Annotated in this window: 16 protein-coding genes; 11 read left to right on the top strand and 5 right to left on the bottom strand. The window is 34.1% G+C overall.

Annotated features, from left to right (window positions below):
• From PQ963_08690 to PQ963_08670, 5 genes are all read left to right on the top strand, one after another.
• The coding region (locus PQ963_08690) for a hypothetical protein (protein MEN4029740.1) at nt 1-503 on the top strand (503 nt) is incomplete at its 5' end.
• Nucleotides 504-517: 14 nt separating this feature from the next.
• Nucleotides 518-1,459 (top strand): tetratricopeptide repeat protein, encoded by a 942-nt coding sequence (locus PQ963_08685; protein ID MEN4029739.1) that lies wholly within the window; start codon nt 518-520, stop codon nt 1,457-1,459.
• 184 nt (nt 1,460-1,643) lie between these two features.
• Complete coding sequence (locus PQ963_08680) at nt 1,644-2,459, top strand: hypothetical protein (protein MEN4029738.1); 816 nt, start codon at nt 1,644-1,646, stop codon at nt 2,457-2,459.
• A 38-nt stretch (nt 2,460-2,497) separates the two neighbouring features.
• A complete protein-coding gene (locus PQ963_08675) occupies nt 2,498-3,289 on the top strand; it encodes a hypothetical protein (GenBank protein MEN4029737.1) in 792 nt (263 codons plus the stop codon).
• Between the two features lie 683 nt (nt 3,290-3,972).
• Nucleotides 3,973-4,533, top strand: coding sequence for a hypothetical protein (locus PQ963_08670; protein ID MEN4029736.1), 561 nt, complete (start codon nt 3,973-3,975; stop codon nt 4,531-4,533).
• Between the two features lie 6 nt (nt 4,534-4,539).
• On the opposite strand, the gene PQ963_08665 is transcribed toward PQ963_08670, so the two are convergent.
• From PQ963_08665 to tmk, 3 genes are all read right to left on the bottom strand, one after another.
• Entirely contained in the window at nt 4,540-4,668 is a 129-nt protein-coding gene (locus tag PQ963_08665) for a hypothetical protein (protein MEN4029735.1), read from the bottom strand.
• Nucleotides 4,669-4,674: 6 nt separating this feature from the next.
• Entirely contained in the window at nt 4,675-5,118 is a 444-nt protein-coding gene (locus PQ963_08660) for a hypothetical protein (GenBank protein MEN4029734.1), read from the bottom strand.
• A 180-nt stretch (nt 5,119-5,298) separates the two neighbouring features.
• On the bottom strand, nt 5,299-5,874 hold the full coding sequence (gene tmk / locus PQ963_08655) for a dTMP kinase (protein MEN4029733.1): 576 nt from the start codon (nt 5,872-5,874) through the stop codon (nt 5,299-5,301).
• 173 nt (nt 5,875-6,047) lie between these two features.
• Between tmk and PQ963_08650 the strand changes: the two genes are divergently transcribed.
• The 4 genes from PQ963_08650 to PQ963_08635 all read left to right on the top strand — a co-directional run bounded on the left by PQ963_08650 (nt 6,048) and on the right by PQ963_08635 (nt 11,847).
• Nucleotides 6,048-8,639: a U32 family peptidase gene (locus PQ963_08650; GenBank protein ID MEN4029732.1), complete on the top strand. Its 2,592-nt coding sequence runs from the start codon at nt 6,048-6,050 to the stop codon at nt 8,637-8,639.
• A gap of 242 nt (nt 8,640-8,881) precedes the next feature.
• Complete coding sequence (locus PQ963_08645) at nt 8,882-10,258, top strand: DASS family sodium-coupled anion symporter (GenBank protein MEN4029731.1); 1,377 nt, start codon at nt 8,882-8,884, stop codon at nt 10,256-10,258.
• 124 nt (nt 10,259-10,382) lie between these two features.
• Nucleotides 10,383-11,387, top strand: a complete 1,005-nt coding sequence (locus tag PQ963_08640) for a calcium/sodium antiporter (protein ID MEN4029730.1) — start codon at nt 10,383-10,385, stop codon at nt 11,385-11,387.
• A 4-nt stretch (nt 11,388-11,391) separates the two neighbouring features.
• Nucleotides 11,392-11,847, top strand: a complete 456-nt coding sequence (locus PQ963_08635) for a universal stress protein (GenBank protein MEN4029729.1) — start codon at nt 11,392-11,394, stop codon at nt 11,845-11,847.
• Nucleotides 11,848-11,878: 31 nt separating this feature from the next.
• On the opposite strand, the gene cobQ is transcribed toward PQ963_08635, so the two are convergent.
• A complete protein-coding gene (cobQ, locus tag PQ963_08630) occupies nt 11,879-13,441 on the bottom strand; it encodes a cobyric acid synthase CobQ (GenBank protein MEN4029728.1) in 1,563 nt (520 codons plus the stop codon).
• A 281-nt stretch (nt 13,442-13,722) separates the two neighbouring features.
• Here cobQ and lonB point away from each other — a divergent pair, with 281 nt between their 5' ends.
• Nucleotides 13,723-15,615, top strand: a complete 1,893-nt coding sequence (gene lonB, locus PQ963_08625) for an ATP-dependent protease LonB (protein MEN4029727.1) — start codon at nt 13,723-13,725, stop codon at nt 15,613-15,615.
• A gap of 172 nt (nt 15,616-15,787) precedes the next feature.
• Nucleotides 15,788-17,371, top strand: coding sequence for a DEAD/DEAH box helicase (locus PQ963_08620; GenBank protein MEN4029726.1), 1,584 nt, complete (start codon nt 15,788-15,790; stop codon nt 17,369-17,371).
• An 80-nt stretch (nt 17,372-17,451) separates the two neighbouring features.
• Here the strand turns inward: PQ963_08620 and PQ963_08615 are convergent, their stop codons facing one another.
• Nucleotides 17,452-18,327, bottom strand: coding sequence for a ribose-phosphate diphosphokinase (locus PQ963_08615; GenBank protein MEN4029725.1), 876 nt, complete (start codon nt 18,325-18,327; stop codon nt 17,452-17,454).
• Between the last annotated feature and the right edge of the window lie 266 nt (nt 18,328-18,593).

Genomic DNA, 18,593 nt, shown 5'->3' with positions numbered 1-18,593 from the left:
CATATGAATCTAATGGCTATGTAATATTGAAAGCCGTGGGCCGAGATGACCTAATATTTGTAATTGACCCCGAAACAGGTGTTGTAAGGGATATGAACACAGCTAATGGTTTCTGCGGATCTTACTGCTACTATGATTTGCAGACAGAATTAGCTCTTAGTTTGGGTAATTCTTTGGTTAATTCAGAACCAGAATGGTTATCTCGCATAAATTACGCAGGTAAGAAAGGTGGGGAATGGATTCCTCCAGAATGGCGAGGAAAAACTAAAAAGGAAGTAGCACAAGAAAATGTAGATGAATACTTTAAAAAACTTATGAATCTTCAAAGAATCCCTATTCCTCGAGATGATTCATCTAAACTTATTATTGGAGGGATATTAGCCATTATTTATTTGTATATTACTAATACAATAGATGAGGCAATACCAGACTATGAATGGGAAACATCAACCTACAATAATACAACTAATGCTACCAAATTAATTATTAGAAGAAGTCCATAAATCTGGAGGTTCAAATGTTTAAAAATCCTTTTAAAAAGAATAAACTTGAAAAATGGTATGAAAGAGGGCTAACATTCGCTAATAAACGGAAATATACTGAAGCCCTTGAATGTTTTGATAAAGCTTTAGAAGTAGATCCTAATCGTGTTGATATATTAGTTTCTAAAGCAATGGCTTTATATGCTCTTGAAAAATATGAAGATGCTTTGAAATGTTGTGATAAAGCTATTAGAATAGATCCAAATCATTATGATGCATGGTATGTTAAAGGCCTTGTTTTAAATAGCTTGGAAAAATACTATGATGCTTTAAAATGTTTTGATAAATCTTTGGAATTTGAAGTTCATGATGCAGCTATTTGGCGTAATAAAGGAAATACTTTAAAGGAATTGGGAATGCTTAATGAAGCTTTGAAATGTTATGATGAAGCCCTCAAAATCTCTGATTTTGGGGTATCGAAATCAAAGATTTCGAAAGTTTTAGAGTTGGATCCTCAAGATTTTCATACTTGGAATAGTAAATGTGTTATATTACTAAAATTAGAGTTATTCAATGAAGCTTTAACTTGTTACAATGGTGCTTTAAAGTTGAATCCTCAAGATTCTTATTTTTTAAATGGTAAAGGTTTTACACTTTTTAAGCTAGGACGGTTTGATGAGGCTTTGGAATGTTTGGACGAAGCTTTAAAACTGGATCCAGATTTTTTAGAGGCATGGGGGACTAAAGGCAACATTTTAAATCAACTTAAACATGATAAAGAAGCATTAATTTGTTTTGATAACGTTATAAAACTAGATCCAGATGATATAAACGGATGGTATAAAAAAGGTCATACGCTAATGAAACTAAGTAAGAATCAGGAGGCTTTAAACTGTTTTGATAAAGTTTTGGAGTTAGATCCTGAGGATGAGGCTGCTAGAAAATACAGAGATGAAATTCTGTATTCCACCTCTTGAATTGGCAAAATTGTTTATTTGAAGAAGCTGTTCAAAATCTTGTCATTTCCAACAGTGTGCAAGAATCACTTAATGTGATAATAAACGAATACAGTCCAGAAATCGATCAATACAGTTCCCAGTTCTATAATAACATTACAGAATATCTTTCCAATCCCTAATTTTTTTATTGGCGAGTGTAAATATGAACTATACAAAATTTCTAATCAAAAACATAAAATTAATCTTCTCCAAAAAAGGCTTTGAAATGGCTTTTGGATCCAGTAAAGTTGATTCTAAAGATAAATTAAAGAGCTCACTGTTAGGAGCAATATATTTTACAGTTTTAAGTTTCATTCTAACTTACTTATTTGTCGGTGTTTTAACAGGTCTTGAGTTTCTACCTTTCTTTTTTGCCTTTTGCACGCTTCCAGGAATGATAATTGTAGATTATTATTGGGGATTGGCTGAAAAATACAAAGATGACAATACTAAAAATTTGGTTGCGTTTATGTTAACCGTTGCTCCTTTTTTCTTTTTAACAGGTATCGCTTTTGGGATAACCACAAATAACATTCCGTTTGGTATTGGATTTGGAATATCGACTGTTTATCCGATTTTATTCATGTTTAAGCGTATTAAAACTTTTAGTGATAAGAATGTTCCTAAATATGAGGGTCCGAAGATGAGCATTCCTTTAGGGCCCGGTTATTTTCCATTTGGTTACTGGCTTTTATCTGCATTATTAGGATTCCAGACTACTGGACGTGGATTTTCAGCGCTTTATTTCTATTTTACCAAAGGTAGTCCTTCTTTAGAGTTTTGTTTAGTCTCTATTTTAGTCGGTTTAGTTGTACAGAGTATTATTCTATTTCCAGATAAACTCAACAAAATTGTGCCTATCGATTTAAGGACTAGAAATGGGTTTGGATTTATGTTTGTCCTGACAATTGTACTTTTCTTAGTTTCATGCTTTGTAATGGGTTTGTTTAATCCAGAATTTAGATTGGTATTGTGGTAAGGAGGATTGGATGACTGTCATTGATCATATGAAGACGATTGTCTGTTGAAGCTTCTTGGTCTGATTACCAGGCTAATACTCCAACTTCAGGGCATGTAAACTCAGTGACGATCGACATAAACAATGCATTCATGAACGGTGTGTCTTTGGAAGTTTTTGAGTCCAATGGCTATGTGGTGCTGAAGGCAGTGGGCCGAGATGATCTAATATTTGTAATTGACCCTGAAACAGGTGTTGTAAGAGATATTAACACGGTTAATGGTTATTGTGGTGCTTACTGTTATCATAATCTTCAGACAGATTTGGCTTTTAATTTTGGTGAAGCTATTATCCAAATGATACAGAACTATGATTGGAAAAAATCATTAGGACTAACGCAGATTACAGGAGAAAATGAGTATTTGGTGGGCATAATTGGATTACTTACAGATCCATTTATAGCTTATGTATATGGAGGTAATGTTGGGACAAATTCATTGGTCCATGTTGAAGTTCAAAGAACTCCATATACTACTGGTTTTTGGGTCGTGGAATGTGCTTTAACTTATTATATTGCTCCTAGCGAAAGCCATACTTATACTCAATATTGGGTTTTGATAGGAGGTATACTTGGAAAATTTATTGGTGGTTCTCATACTTTTGAATATATACTTCCTCCTAGTCAGATAGTAGGAGGAAAAATTATGGACATAGTCTTATCTTACAAAACTTTTTACGATGCACCTACTAGAAATATGATAACATTGGAGGTAAATATAATGGAATTTACAGGATCAGCTATGTATTATTATCTTTCACCTATCTACACACTATTTTTCTTTTTTTTTTAGTAGGTTTTGTATATCATTTGATCAGGAACAATGAGTACAAAGATACGTTGTTAGCAAGTATTATAATTGGATTCATTCTTGCGGGGGGGGATCTGCTTTAACAACTTGGCTTGATAATTGGATGATATTAGGATGGAGTTTAGCTTTTATGGTCTTTGTTATAATAGGGGGCTTGGTTGCAGTGGGTATGAAAAAACTACTGAAAAAAGTTTAAATTCTATTGTTTTCAAACTTTCTTGTCAACAGATAGTACGCTTAACTGGAATGAAGTAGTAGACTACTTTTAATCCATATTTTAATTTTTTAGAAGTTTATAGAAAAAAGTAATGATACGTTGTTAAAGTGAGAAGATTAAATGCCTGAAAATTCTAATTCTTTGGAAAAATACCTAAAAATGAACAAGGGGGAATAATTGAAACCCATACAATAGCTTATTACTGTTTTCAAAAAATGTGAATAATAATATTATAATGGACGGTAAACTTAATGGGCATTACAGGATCAATGCATGTTTATTATCTTTCACCAGCTTATTTGCTGATCATTGTGGTATTAGTGGGTTTTATTTATCATTTGATACGCAACCAGGAATATAAAAACACACTTCTATCAAGCACCATTATCGGAATCATCAATTACATTGTTGTTATTTCCTTTAGATAATCTGATGTATTTTTTCTTACATGGGTAAGTTTGTAGCTCTGGTAATTCTAGGAGGATTTCTTGCCGTAGGATTTAAAAAATTAAGAATTATGAACAAGATGGAAAATTTCTATGGACTTCCTGAAAATGAATCGGGAGGCCCTAGGAAATGGTGGTCTGGTCAAAGTCCCAGACGTCAAACCATTGCCATTTGTAGCGCTTCTTTACTGGGTATTGTTCTAATAATCAGTGTAGTTTGCTTTTTAACTCCCGTCGAGAATTCAACCCTACTTGGTCTTAATTTTGATCCTTCAAATGGATTTGTGAATGCGGATTACACTGATAATGGGGAAATGATTGTTTTTGTAGATTATAACACTAATCAGTGCGTTTTAAATGGTTCTTCAGAAGTAAATGCAACTGTTAGAATCACGTCAAGTGATCTGGGGATATATAATCAAGTGATACCTCTAGATACAAGAAATAGATTTATATATAAGCTGGAAATCCCAAAAAATGTTTCCATTATCAAAATCACGTTAAACGCCACTAAATCAGGAAAAAAAGATAGATCGATAAATTTTTTCATCAAAAAACAATAATATCCCCTATCCGAAGGTTCTGTGAAAATCATTTTGAGGTATAACACCTAATTCATCTGCTATACCTTTATATGTGAGTAAATTATCAGTGGTTAATGCATGGACTGGATCATCAAGCGCTAAAATATCTACCATATTTTTTCACTGGTTCTCCAACACATCCTGAATATCATCGAGTATATCATCTACAATATCTTCTATATTGTTTCGATCGCTCCATGTGCAGAGCTCTGTTCCGGGAACATTACCAGTATCTGCAAATGTGCTTTCATCGCCCCATGTATTTTGTAGATCTTCAATACAGAAGCTCAAATCAGTATCATGATTTTCATATATAATGTCCCATGTTTCAAAGTCTCTGACTTCCCAGTACCAGTAGTAAACTATTGCACATTTTTCTTCATCCATTCCGCTTGCTGATTGGTCTGTTGTCAGTTCACAGACTTTAGACTCTTCTTCATAGCCTACAATTAAAATTCTACCATCACCAAGATCAATTTGCTTTTCCCAAACATCTTTAGGGCCAGGAATCTTCTCCAGATCAGTATTAATTATCAGATCGGTAAGTTCGTCTTTATTTAACATTATTACTTCTCCATAAAACATGGTTAAACTGAAATATTTTATAAATCCTGATTTCTGTAAGAATATATGATTTGGGTTATACTTAATTTTTGTGTATATTATTTTAATTTGTAAGTCCCTACCAGTTAAGGTAAAATTATTTCTCTTTACTAAATAATATGGCCATTAATTAGTCATAAATCATATACACCTGCCGATTTTAGGAGATATGACCTTTTTTATATCCTCTTGAACTTTATTAATTCCATTATTTGCATTTATAACATAAAAGTCACATTCTTCTGCAAGTTTAAGATATTTATTTTTTATATTTTCCAGAAAACTTCCATTTTCAAAGCTATCTTTACCTTCACACCGTTTTAAAGCAGTTTTAACATCCATATCAAGCAATATAACAATATCTGGTCTTTTAACATGTTTATTTATTTCATAAAGCCACTGCGGTTCATTTTGATAAACAATACTTGAATAAAAAGACCTGTCACTTATTACTACCCTGCCTGATTCCTCTGCAGCCGCTATTTCCTCCATTAATATCATCCTATCAGCAGCAAATAGCAGTGCCAGTGCTTTTTGAAAATTATCTCCAGTAGCCCCTGGATCCTGGAGCATTTCCCGGATCAATTTCCCAACTGGCGAATTTGTAGGCTCAAAAACCCTTTTAACATTACATCCATATTCTTTAAGCCATTTTTCAAGAAGAATAATCTGCGTTGACTTTCCTGCACCGTCAATACCCTCTAAACAAATATACATGTTACCTCCGATGATCATCCGAGTTAGAATTATATGTGATTATTTACTCATGAAAATCAGAATTATTATATTTAATACTGAAATAATCCTTTAATTATAATCTTCTATTTTCTTCATTAAAAACAATTACCTTAAAAACATGATAAAAATAATTTCATATTTGGGAAAAAATGATGGAAAAACATATACCTGAATTACTGGCACCTGCAGGAAGTATGGATGCACTCAAGGCTGCCCTGAATGCTGGTGCAGATGCAGTTTATCTTGCAGGAAAACAATTTGGAGCAAGACATTATGCAGCTAACTTCAATGATGAAGAATTGAGTGAAGCGGTAGATTTTGCGCATTTAAGAGGAGTAAAAATCTATGTTACTGTGAATGTCCTCATTAAAGACTGTGAACTTAAAGAAATTGCCGAATATCTTGTTTTTCTCTACAAAATAGGTGTGGATGCTATTTTAGTTCAGGATATTGGCATTGCAAAACTTGCAAAAGAACTTGTTCCTGATTTGAAGCTCCATGCATCTACTCAGATGACAATTCACAACCTTGAAGGAGTTAAATGGGCAGCAGAAATGGGGTTCAAGCGCGTGGTGCTTTCAAGAGAGATGAAACTATCAGAAATTAAAAATATCAGTGAAAATGTTAAAATTGAAGAAATTGAGCTTGAAATTTTCGCCCACGGAGCGCTCTGTTATTCATACTCTGGCCAGTGTTTAATATCATCATTTATAGGGGGTAGAAGTGGAAATAGAGGAATGTGCGCTCAGCCATGTAGAAAGAAATATGATCTGGTTTTGGGAGAAAAGGATGAGTATGGAAGGCCTGCTAATTTATCCCGAATTCCTCTTAAAAATAGGTACCTGTTATCAACCCGTGATCTGGCATTATATAAAGATCTTGATAATATTACAAAGTTAAATATATGTTCTCTTAAAATTGAAGGCCGTATGAGGTCTCCAGAGTATGTGGCAATTGTGGTGAGCATATACAGGAAAGCTCTGGACTCTATTTTAAAAGGAAAATGGAAACCAGAAAAAGATGACATTAATAACCTTAAGTTAGCTTTTAATAGAGGTTTTACAGGGGGATATCTTTTAGAAAATGATTACAGTAAAGTAATGGGACGGGATCGTCCGGGAAACAGGGGACTCTATGCCGGTACTGTCCTTAGATATAACAAAGAGACAAAAGAAGCATTGGTAGAGGTTAAAGGAGATGTTATCCCTCAAAAAGGAGATGGAATTGTTTTTTTACCGCCAAATAAGGGCCAGAAGGATTATGGAATGTTAATGAATGAATCCCCGCAAGTTAACAAAAATAAGATTAAATTTAAAGTTCAAAGATATTTAAAGCCAGGAACAGCCCTTTACATAACAAAACGTAAGGCACTGGTTGATGAAGCTCAAAAAATCATCCATGGATCCAGGAATAAGTTGAAAAATCAACTTATGGTAGATTTAGATATACTGGTTCAAAATGATGGTGCAATCATACTGAAAAGTGATTTCAACTTTGAAAATCGTTCCCTGAAATTAGAGAGGACCGCTGATTTTAAAATGGTGAAAGCTCTTAAAAGACCGCTTGAAGAAAAAACAATTATCAGACAATTTAAAAAAACTGGTAACACTCCTTTTAAAGTAAGAAATATAAACATAAACTATCCTGGCAATTTATTTGCTCCTATCGGTGAATTAAACAGGGTCAGAAGGGAAATGTTTGAAAAAATTGGAGAGATGATTATATCATCTTTTAAACCCTCTGAAGATAAAATGAAAAGAGCATACAGTCGATTAAACACTTTAAATAAAGAATTTTCTTCAAATGTGGAATTAAAGGGAAAAACACCAAATTTAAATGCTTATGTTGATGATCTGGATGTTTTAAAGGCAGCAGTTGATGCCGGATGCAATAGAATTTATTTTAATCTGTTTAATCTTTACAGTCCAGTTAACTGCAATTTCCATGCTGAAATAGAAACTGAAAAACTTTTAAAGTTAATTAACGAAGCATTATCATTCTGTAAAGAAAATAGAGTCAATTTAGTCTTAAAACTACCTAAAATTACTTCAAATAATTTTATGGATAAAATAAAACCACTTTTAATTCAAACATTTGATGCTGGAGTTAATGGAGTTATGGTTGATGATCTGGGAGCTGCAAAGTTCATTTTAGATTTAAACCCTAAAATTAACTTATTTGCCTCATCAGGACTTAATATATGGAATAGTGAAACTGCAGATACACTTAAAGACTATTTTAAATGTCTTAGAATATCTCCAGAGCTTTCATTTGATGAAATTCAAGTTCTTGTATCCAGAGTGCGCCAGAGAAAGATTAAGGTAGAATTAGAGCTGATTGTCCAGGGAAATCTTGAGTCATTAATTTCCAGAGATTGTCTGCCCTCCCTGATCAAAGATATATCCCAGAAAAACGTTCCAGATAACATATTTTCAGGAATTAAAGATGAAAAAAATCGTGTTTTTCCATTAAGATTGGATAGGGAGTGTAGAACAATTATTTTAAACTCAGTAGAACTATCTCTTATAGATTTTATGTCCAAAATCACTGAAACCTCTATTGATAATGTTTCACTGGATTTAGAGGGACGTACAGAAGAATATGGTAAATTAATGTGCTCTATTTACAAACGTGCTATTGAAATAGATTTTGAAGCTTCAACCATTAATAAGATGAAGAAAGAGATAAAAAAGATATCTCTTGGAGGCATTACTACTGGAAATTTCATCAAAGGCACAAAATAAAGTTCTAATCATTTATTTTAACCGGTTCAATAATCCATCAGCAAAATTTAGAACTGACTAACTGTCTTTTGAAAAAAATCAATGCAAATATGTAATCTATAAAATAAATATTAATGATTAATCATTATAAAATACCTTTATATAACACCAGATCATAAGGTTATTGTTATAATTTTTGGAGTTTGAAGGAAAAACTACGTTTTTCTTGAACTCCAAATATTTCATATTTAGAGGCTTACAAAATGTACATTAATATGAAGAATTTAGGAATGCCTTTAGCTATAGTTGCTTTTATAGTTGTGATGTTAATTCCTATGAATGGTTTAAGCTATCCGGGTCATGCAGCAATGGCACTACTTGTATTCGCCATAATAATGTGGGCAAGCGAAGCATTACATCTTGCTGTTACCTCCTTAATCATACTTTTTATACAACCCATTATTGGCGTTGCAACCTTTACTGATGCTGTGATTGGCTTTGCAAATCCCATCATCTTCCTCATGATAGGTGGTTTCATTATTGCAGAAGCAATTCGTAAAAGTGGATTGGCTACACGTTTAACCTACGCGATGCTCAGCAAACTTGGAATCAGCCCAGATAAAAGTATTTTCGTCGCTGTATTTTCAACAGGATTACTTTCAGCATGGATTGAAAATGTGGTGGCCTTTGCAATGCTCTTACCAATAATTAAAGAGATTATACCTATTATGGGAGCAAATAACCCTGAAAAAGGTGGAAGTAACTTTGCAAAGGCAATGGTACTCGGCGCATCTTATGGTTCTCTGGCCGGTGGATTTGGTACACCGATAGGAACTGCCCCCAACCTGATGGCTGCAGCATACACCCACATTCCATTTGTAAACTGGATGATTTTTGGGTTTCCTTTATCAATCATTTTGATGTTTATAATATGGAAATTCATGGGCGCAGTATTCAAACCAGAGGTAAAGGGAATAGTCGGTGGCATGAACACCATTACCTCAAAAATAGAAGCATTAGGCTCAATGACACGAACAGAAAAATTATCATTAGGAATACTGTTATTCACCATATTTTTATGGATCACAACACATTACACTGGATTAAACAGTTTTTCAGTTGCTTTAATCGGGGCTGCATTGTTCTTTATCTTCAAAATAATAGACTGGAGAGATGCTCAAACAAACGTTGACTGGGGATTAATAATATTCTTTGGAGGGGCATTAAGTCTTGGAGCAGCATTACTGCAAACAGGAGCAGCTGAATGGATAATTAATCATTTAATTGGTTTATTAGGTAATGACGTGTCAACAGTAGCCATAATGATAGTCCTGATGATTATTGCAGTGAGTATCACACAGGTAATGTCCAACATCGCACTGGCTGCAATACTTGTGCCATTATCTGTCTCACTGGCAGCAGCACAGGCACAACCAGTAGGAACATACGCAGTACCTGTAGCAATCGCCTGTTCACTATCATTCATGCTCCCAATGGCTGACCCAACAGTAGCAATGGCATACGGAACAAGATACGTTGAAATCAAGGAAATACTCAAAGCAGGGCTACCTTTAATCACAATAGGCATTATAATAACCATTATAGTCATGTTAACTATTGCAAAACCATTCCTGGGATAAAAAAGATCATAAATGTAGAATTACAAAAATCTACTACTTTTTTAACATGAATTTATTTACAAGACCAGATTCCTTCCTCGATACATTTATATGATGATAAAGGCAATATTCTTCCGGTGAGTTTATGGAAATGTTTTTATTTGCATTGATTGGAATTTTAATTGTTTCTTTAATTATAGTAATAAAATCTGCAGATATATTCGTTGATAATCTGATAGAAATAGGGGCTCTTGTGGGCATATCTCAAATAATACTTGGAGTCACAGCTTCAGCAATTGGAACATCCCTTCCAGAGTTTGGTTCTGCAATGATTGCTACTTTAACCGGTAGTGCTGATATTGGAGTTGGGGTGGTTATAGGATCAAACATATGGAATATTGCAGGGATACTTGGTATTTCAGGAGCATTTGCAGGAGTTATTAAAGCCAGTCCTAAAGGATTAACTCGAGATGGAGCGGTAACACTTGTTACATCACTTATTCTTATATTTTTCATGTTCCTTGGAGATATTGGTAAAATAGCAGCTGTTGTTTTCATAGTGGTCTATGCGTTTTATCTTAGAGCCTTGATTAAATCTCAAAAAGAAGAATCTGCTAAAAATAATTCACAAATTGAAACTGGACTTGAAAATGAATCTGAGATTAATGAAGGTTCAATTTTATCTAAATTTAAAACAATTAGTCCTAAAACTTTGATATGGATGGTAATAGGACTTGCTGGATTAATTATAGGATGTAGATTGTTAGTTTATAGTGGAGTAGAACTTGGAAAAGCTTTGGGCATTCCTGAAATGATCATGGGGCTCTTTACACTTGCAATTGGAACAAGTATACCTGAACTTGTTGTTACGCTCTCATCTGCTATGAAAGGACTGCATGACCTATCAATAGGAACTGTACTTGGAAGTAACACATTTAACATTATGATAGGTATTGGAATACCTGCTCTAATTCTAAATGTGCCTGTAGAACCTCTTTCACTTACTTTTGATGCTCCGGCAATGATTTTTGTTACAATACTGGTTCTCTTATTGATCAGTAAGGGAATGAAACTTACCAGAATTAATGGAATCATATTAATGGCAACTTATATAACCTATGCAGTTATAAGGATAGGATTTTTAGGGTGATTAAATGTATAAAAAAATATTGGTAACAAGTACTGGCGAATATCTGGATGAAATAATTGAACATGCTTTAGATTTAATAGGTGAAAGACAAATGGAAGTTATAGGGCTCTATGTTGCAGACACATCTGCCCCATTCCTGACCCCTAAGAAAGTTAAGGAAATGATGGTAACAGAGCTAAAGAAAAAAGGAAAATATGTTTTAAATCGTATGGAAAAGGAATTTCACAAGCCAAACACATATATGATTAATTTCAGACCCATGCTCGTTGAAGGAGACCCTGCATCAGAAATTGTTAAAATTGCAGAAGAAGAAAATGTGGATGTCATCATCATGGGAACTGGAAAAAGCAAAATAGACAAGCATTTACTTGGAAGTGTGTCAGAAAAAGTTGTTCACTCTGCTCCATGCACTATACTTTTGATAAGGTCGAAACATAAACATTTAGAAGATATTGAATAAATTAAATTCTATATTTCTTTATTTTTTTAATTTATTCAATTGAGTTTTCAATAATCGATAAATCAACGTTTTCTTCAACTATTTCTGCCAATCTATCAATTGAAAACTTCTTTAAGGCTTCGAAGTTATCTCCACTAAATCCAATAGGTTCTAACCCATTTTGAATTCTTAAATAATCTGTAAAGACTCTTCTAAATTTAAAGTTATGAAATATCCCATGAAAATAAGTTCCTGCAACATAACCTTCAACAGCACCATCATATCCAGATAAAGGATGATTTCCACATCCTTCAACAACTTTAAATAAAGGTTTAGAATCTCCAAGAACACTTAAACCTTCATGAAGCTCATATCCTTTAACCAGATCTCCTTTTATAGACTTAAACATTCCATTTCCAAGAATTTCAGCTTTACTCCTCGTTACAATCTTATCAATTCTTTCAAACCTGGTTTTAATATCTAAAATCCCAATTCCATCAACAGTTCCTAATTTAGATTCTTTAAATGTTTCATCAATAACCCTGGTTCCAAGCATCTGATATCCACCGCAGATTCCAAAAACAGGGACTTCCTTTGATAATTGAACAATTTCATCTGTAAAACCAGCTTCATTTAAAGTTACCATGTCACTTACAGTATTTCTGGTTCCAGGAATGATTAATGCATCTAATTTACCCATTTCGTCCCCCATTTCAATTAGATTAATCCCCACGTCGGGTTCGTATTCAAGAGGGTCAATGTCAGTGAAATTGGAGATTCTTGGAAGTCTCATAACTCCAATTTTTATTTTCTCATTTTTTCTGTATTTTCGCTCTGAAAGAGAAGCTGAATCTTCTTCAGGAAGTTTAAGGCTTTCATCGTAAGGCACAACACCAAGAACGGGCACACCCACAATTTCTTCAATTTGACGTATCCCCGGGATTAATATATCCAGATTTCCCCTGAACTTGTTGATTATAACTCCCTTTATCCTTTTTCTGTCTTCATCATCCAGCAAAGCAAAAGTACCGGCAATAGATGCAAAAACACCTCCCCTATCAATGTCTGCCACTAAAATAACGTCCGCATCAGCTAAATGTGCTATCTTCATGTTTGCAAGGTCTTTATCTTTCATGTTAATTTCTGCTGGAGATCCTGCACCTTCAATTACAACCATATCATATTCCTTTTTTAGAGCATTCAATGATTCTTTTATAGCTTTTAAAGCCTTTCCTCTAAAAGAAGTCTGATAATCATAGAAATTCATGTCACTAACAGGTTTTCCATGCACTATCACCTGAGATATAAAGTCTTCTTTTGGTTTAAGCAAAATAGGGTTCATGTGATATGAAGGTTCAATTCCTGCCGATTCAGCCTGTAAAACCTGTGCCATGGCAATTTCTGCATTTTCATGAGTTGTGTAGGAGTTTAAGGACATATTTTGAGATTTAAAAGGTGCAACTCTGTATCCTCTTTTAGAAAAAATTCTGCAAAGTGCAGCAACAACAACACTTTTTCCAGCATTCGATGAAGTTCCCTGTACCATTATGCATTTATTTTTGTTAACAGTACCCACTGATTTTGCCTCCACTAAAATAATATTTGATTTATCCATTTTAGTTTAGTTGAAATCTACTAAAACCATATATATTTAACTGAGACATATATAAATTTGTGTTACATTAAATCAGTTATAATATTCAACTGAATTAAATTTTAATAATATTAAATCCATCTGGTTTAAAAAAAAATATTTTTTAAAGAAAATAGAAAAGTAGATATTTATATATATCAATAATATATATTACTAAATTTAATATCAAAAATACCATTAAAATAATTTACAGAAAAATGTTATTTTTTAACAAAATGGATAAAGGGAGGTTGTCATGGATCATGGCAAATCTAAATTCAGACACAAATTCATTTAAATCAAGAATTTATTCAGGTTCAGGGGATATTAAAGTCCCAGAAAAAATAATTGACCAGATTATTGGCCAGGAAGAAGCAGTTGAAACCGTGAAAAAAGCTGCTAAACAGCGAAGGAATGTTCTTTTAATTGGAGAACCTGGTATTGGTAAGTCCATGTTAGCCAAGGGAATGGCAGAGCTATTACCGGGAGAAGAACTTCAGGATATTTTAGTCTATCCAAACATTGAAGATAACCATAATCCCTTAATTGGAGCCATGCCTGCAGGTGAAGGTAAAAAAATAGTTGCAAACTATAAAGCAAAGGCCAAGGGCCAGGAAGAGAAGAAAAACATGTTTACAATGATCATACTGGCCTTCATTATGATCGTTGGATTTGTAATGAATCAGATTTTAGTGGCCTTAATAGCTGCAGCGATAGTTTTCGTTGCGCTTCAACAGATAAAACCCAGAACCTCAATTATGGTCCCAAAACTTCTTGTAAATAATGAAAGCAATGTTACAGCTCCTTTTGTTGACGCAACAGGATCTCATGCTGGTGCACTTTTAGGTGATGTCAGACACGACCCTTACCAGTCCGGAGGGTTAGGAACACCTGCACATGAACGTGTTGAGGCAGGGATGATCCACAAGGCAAACAAGGGCGTCCTCTACATTGACGAAATTGGTACAATGAAAAATAAAACTCAGCAAGAGCTTTTAACAGCCATGCAGGAGAAGAAATATTCTATAACCGGGCAGAGTGAAACAAGCAGTGGTGCAATGGTCAGATCGCAGGAAGTTCCATGTGATTTTGTTCTTGTAGCATCTGGAAACCTTCAGGTACTTGAAGGAATGCATATTGCGCTAAGATCAAGAATAAGAGGATATGGTTATGAAGTTTTCATGAAAGACTCAATGCCAGATACACCAGAAAATAGAGATAAACTGGTTCAATTTGTTGCTCAAGAAGTTAAAAAAGACGGTAGAATACCTCATTTTAGCAAAGAAGCTATTGCCGAAATTATAAGAGAGGCTCAAAGAAGATCTGGTAAAAAAGACACATTAACCTTAAGGTTAAGGGATTTAGGTGGCCTTGTAAGGGCTGCTGGAGATATAGCCAAAGGAGAAAATGCAGATCATGTTAAAGTATCACATGTATTAAGTGCCAAAAAACTTGCAAGAACCCTTGAACAGCAAATTGCAGATCGTTATATTGGTCAAAGGAAAAAATACAAAGTTTTCAAATCTGAAGGCGGTGAAATCGGTACTGTAAATGGTCTTGCAGTAATTGGAGATAGAAGTGGTATAATTCTTCCAATAGTAGCAGAAGCTGCTCCGGCACAAAGTAAAGAAGAAGGTAGGATTATTGCAACCGGTAAACTTGGAGATATAGCTAAAGAAGCCGTGCAAAACGTCAGTGCTTTAATTAAAAAACACACCGGAACAGACATATCAAGCTATGACATACACATACAGTTCCTTCAAGCCTACGAAGGAGTTGAAGGAGATAGTGCAAGTGTTTCTGTTGCAACAGCAGTTGTCTCATCCCTTGAAAATATCCCTGTTGACCAGTCAGTGGCACTTACAGGTTCATTAAGTGTTCGAGGAGATGTCCTTCCAGTTGGAGGAGTAACCGGAAAAATTGAAGCTGCAGCAGAGTCAGGAATAAAGAAAGTTCTAATACCTGAATCAAACATGAATGATGTTTTGATAGAGGAAAGGTACAAAAATAAGATTGAAATTATTCCAGTATCTACTTTAAGTGAAGTTCTTGAACATGCACTTGTTGGAAAAGGTAAAAAAAGTCTTCTTGATAAAATGCAGAAGATCACTAACATCGTTCCAGATATAGGGTTAAAAAATCCAGCAACTCACTAACTCAATTGGAAATGATTTTCCATTTCCTTTAGTTTATTTTTGGCTAATATCACTATCAAAAATTTTTTTAGATAATTAAATTAATAATATTGAATGACATTTTTTAGTTATCATGTTCATTCTCTTAAAATAATTCTTTAATTATGTTTTAAATTAAAAATAGGAAGATAAGATGAAAAAATTAAAATTTTTTGAATTAGATCTCTCTCCTGAGATCAAAAAAGCTGTTGCAGATTTGGGATTTGAAGAGGCAACACCAATCCAATCACTTGCTATCCCCCATATTTTAGATGGTAAAGACGTTACAGGACAGGCTCAAACAGGGACCGGGAAAACAGCAGCATTTGGAATTCCAGTTTTAGAAATGGTTGACCCGGAAAATAAGAAGCTACAGGCAGTTATTTTGTGTCCAACAAGAGAGCTGGCCATTCAGGTTGCTGAAGAATTAAGAAAACTTTCAAAATACCAAAAAATTAGTATCCTGCCTATCTACGGCGGACAACCAATAGAACGACAAATTAAGGCTCTTAAAAAAGGAGTTCAAATAATTATAGGTACTCCTGGTCGTGTAATGGATCATATAAGACGTAAAACACTTAAAATGGATAATGTAAATACTATCATCCTTGATGAAGCTGACGAAATGCTGGACATGGGTTTTCGTGAAGATATAGAATTTATACTTGAATATATGCCTGAAAAGAGACAGACACTTCTTTTTTCTGCCACAATGTCCAGACCAATTTTAAATTTAACCAGAAGATTTCAGAAAAACCCTGAATTTGTAAAAGTGGTCCATCAGAAAATGACTGTTCCTGAAATTGAGCAGATTTACTTTGAAGTTAAAGAAAAGATGAAGTTAGAACTTCTTTCTCGTTTAGTAGATATATATAACCCTAAACTATCTCTGGTATTCTGTAACACTAAAAGGAGGGTTGACGCCCTGGTAACACATTTACAGGTTCGGGGATATCTTGCAGACGGTCTCCATGGAGATATGACTCAAAAACAGAGAGATCGGGTCATGGGTAAGTTCAGAAAGGGGCAGATAGAAATTCTTGTTGCAACTGACGTTGCAGCTCGTGGAATTGACGTGGAAGATGTAGAAGCCGTATTTAATTATGACGTACCAAATGATGATGAATATTATGTGCATAGAATCGGTAGAACTGGTCGTGCAGGAAAAACAGGCCGCGCATTCACATTTGTTGCAGGTAGGGAAATTTATCAGCTTAGAGACATACAGAAATTTACAAAAACAAAGATTGAACAGCACAGAATCCCTTCACTTGCAGATGTTGAAGAAATAAGAACTGACATCTTCTTAGACCGGGTTAAATCAGTAGTAAACAACGATGATTTGAGTAAATACATTCGTCTAATTGAACGTTTGATGGAAGAGGATTATACATCAGTTGAAACTGCTGCGGCTCTTTTAAAAATAGTCATGAATAAAGAAAACCATACAGAAAGTTCTGATGCCGAATTTAAAGATACAGGCGCTAGTCCTGGAATGGTGAGGTTCTTTATTAATGTGGGTCAAAAACAAAAAATTAAAGCTAAAGACATTGTTAAAGCTGTTAATGAAAATACAGGGCTTTCAAGCCATGTGATTGGCAAAATAGATGTTTTTGATAGGTTTTCATTTATTGAGGTTCCTGAGGAGGGTGCAAAGAATTTCATGTCACTGATGGATAAAGGCAGAATCAAAGGTAAGAGAGTTAATGTAGAACCTGCAAAAATCAAAGATTTTTGATGCGCCAAAAACCGTAGGTTTTTGACAGCCTGTAAATAAAAGAGAACAATTAATTATCTTTTCAACTAATTTTCAAAGATTTATTTACAACCCCTGCTTTTTTTAATTGCATCTGCAATCAATGGAGCCACTGAAATGACGCTCACATCAGAAGAAATAGTGTCAGTTGAAACAACATCGTCAACACCTGCTGAAAATATCTTAAGCAGTGCATCTTCAACCAGTACTCCGTGAACACATGACACAATAACCCTGGAGGCACCCAGTTCTCTTAAAATCACGGCAGCATTAACTATTGTACCACCTGTACTTATTATATCATCAATTATAATAGCTTCCTTTCCTTTAACATCAATGTTTTTTGGTTTTGTTTTTACCATGTCTGGAGAAATTCTGATTTTTTCAAGATAATCATGCTCACAGTCAAGTATCCGGGCAATTTCCCCTGCAAATCCAAGAGCCCCTTTATCTGGGGCAATAATAACAGGATTGTCAACTGTTTCTTTAATATAGTTTGCAATAAGCGGCATTGCAGATAAATTGTGCACTGGAATCTTAAAAAACTTCGCTATATTTTCTTCGTGCAGATTTATGCAGAATATTTCACCGGCACCAGAAATTTCAAGAAGCTCTGAAATAATAACTGCAGAAACTGCTTCACCGCTTTTAAAACGTCTTTCTTGCCGTCCGTAACCAAAATAAGGAATTGCTACTTTAATTTTTTTAATGCCCATGCTTTTTAAAGTTTTAAGTATAAAAAAAAGTTCTATTAAGTTTTCATCCTGAGGATATCCTGTTGATTGGACAACAATCGCCTCGTCGTCCAGTTTACCCCTTATTCGAATATATCTCTCACCATCGGGAAATTTTCTGGTTTCTATTGGAATTAATGGACATTCAAGTTCTTTTGCAATTTTTGCAGCTAATTTTTGCGAAGCAGATCCACCTATTATCAAAATAATCACCTTTTAAATAACATGTAAAAATATTTATAATTGAAATTAACTATTAAACATATCAATTTAGTGAAACATAATTTGTTATACTCATGCTGATATATAAAAATAGGGGTTTTAAAGTTACAGAGAGTTGTAAATCCTTATCTAAATTTTGACTTTCAAAAAATAGAGGAATACTTCCAGCCCCAGTTGACAGTCTCTAAATAATATACGACATATATTTGATATTAAGTTAATCTATTTTAGATTACTTTAAATTTTAT

The sequence above is a fragment of the Methanobacterium sp. genome (assembly GCA_039666455.1).
Lineage (GTDB): Archaea > Methanobacteriota > Methanobacteria > Methanobacteriales > Methanobacteriaceae > Methanobacterium_D.
Note: the sequence above shows the minus strand (reverse complement) of the source record. Positions and strands in the feature narration are given on the sequence as shown.

Coding starts and splice junctions, on each gene's coding strand:
- PQ963_08685 (MEN4029739.1), top strand. CDS start 518: ATGTTTAAAAATCCTTTTAAAAAGAATAAACTTGAAAAATGGTATGAA.
- PQ963_08680 (MEN4029738.1), top strand. CDS start 1,644: ATGAACTATACAAAATTTCTAATCAAAAACATAAAATTAATCTTCTCC.
- PQ963_08670 (MEN4029736.1), top strand. CDS start 3,973: ATGGGTAAGTTTGTAGCTCTGGTAATTCTAGGAGGATTTCTTGCCGTA.
- PQ963_08665 (MEN4029735.1), bottom strand. CDS start 4,668: ATGGTAGATATTTTAGCGCTTGATGATCCAGTCCATGCATTAACCACT.
- PQ963_08660 (MEN4029734.1), bottom strand. CDS start 5,118: ATGTTAAATAAAGACGAACTTACCGATCTGATAATTAATACTGATCTG.
- tmk (MEN4029733.1), bottom strand. CDS start 5,874: ATGTATATTTGTTTAGAGGGTATTGACGGTGCAGGAAAGTCAACGCAG.
- PQ963_08650 (MEN4029732.1), top strand. CDS start 6,048: ATGGAAAAACATATACCTGAATTACTGGCACCTGCAGGAAGTATGGAT.
- PQ963_08645 (MEN4029731.1), top strand. CDS start 8,882: ATGTACATTAATATGAAGAATTTAGGAATGCCTTTAGCTATAGTTGCT.
- PQ963_08640 (MEN4029730.1), top strand. CDS start 10,383: ATGGAAATGTTTTTATTTGCATTGATTGGAATTTTAATTGTTTCTTTA.
- PQ963_08635 (MEN4029729.1), top strand. CDS start 11,392: ATGTATAAAAAAATATTGGTAACAAGTACTGGCGAATATCTGGATGAA.
- cobQ (MEN4029728.1), bottom strand. CDS start 13,441: ATGGATAAATCAAATATTATTTTAGTGGAGGCAAAATCAGTGGGTACT.
- lonB (MEN4029727.1), top strand. CDS start 13,723: ATGGCAAATCTAAATTCAGACACAAATTCATTTAAATCAAGAATTTAT.
- PQ963_08620 (MEN4029726.1), top strand. CDS start 15,788: ATGAAAAAATTAAAATTTTTTGAATTAGATCTCTCTCCTGAGATCAAA.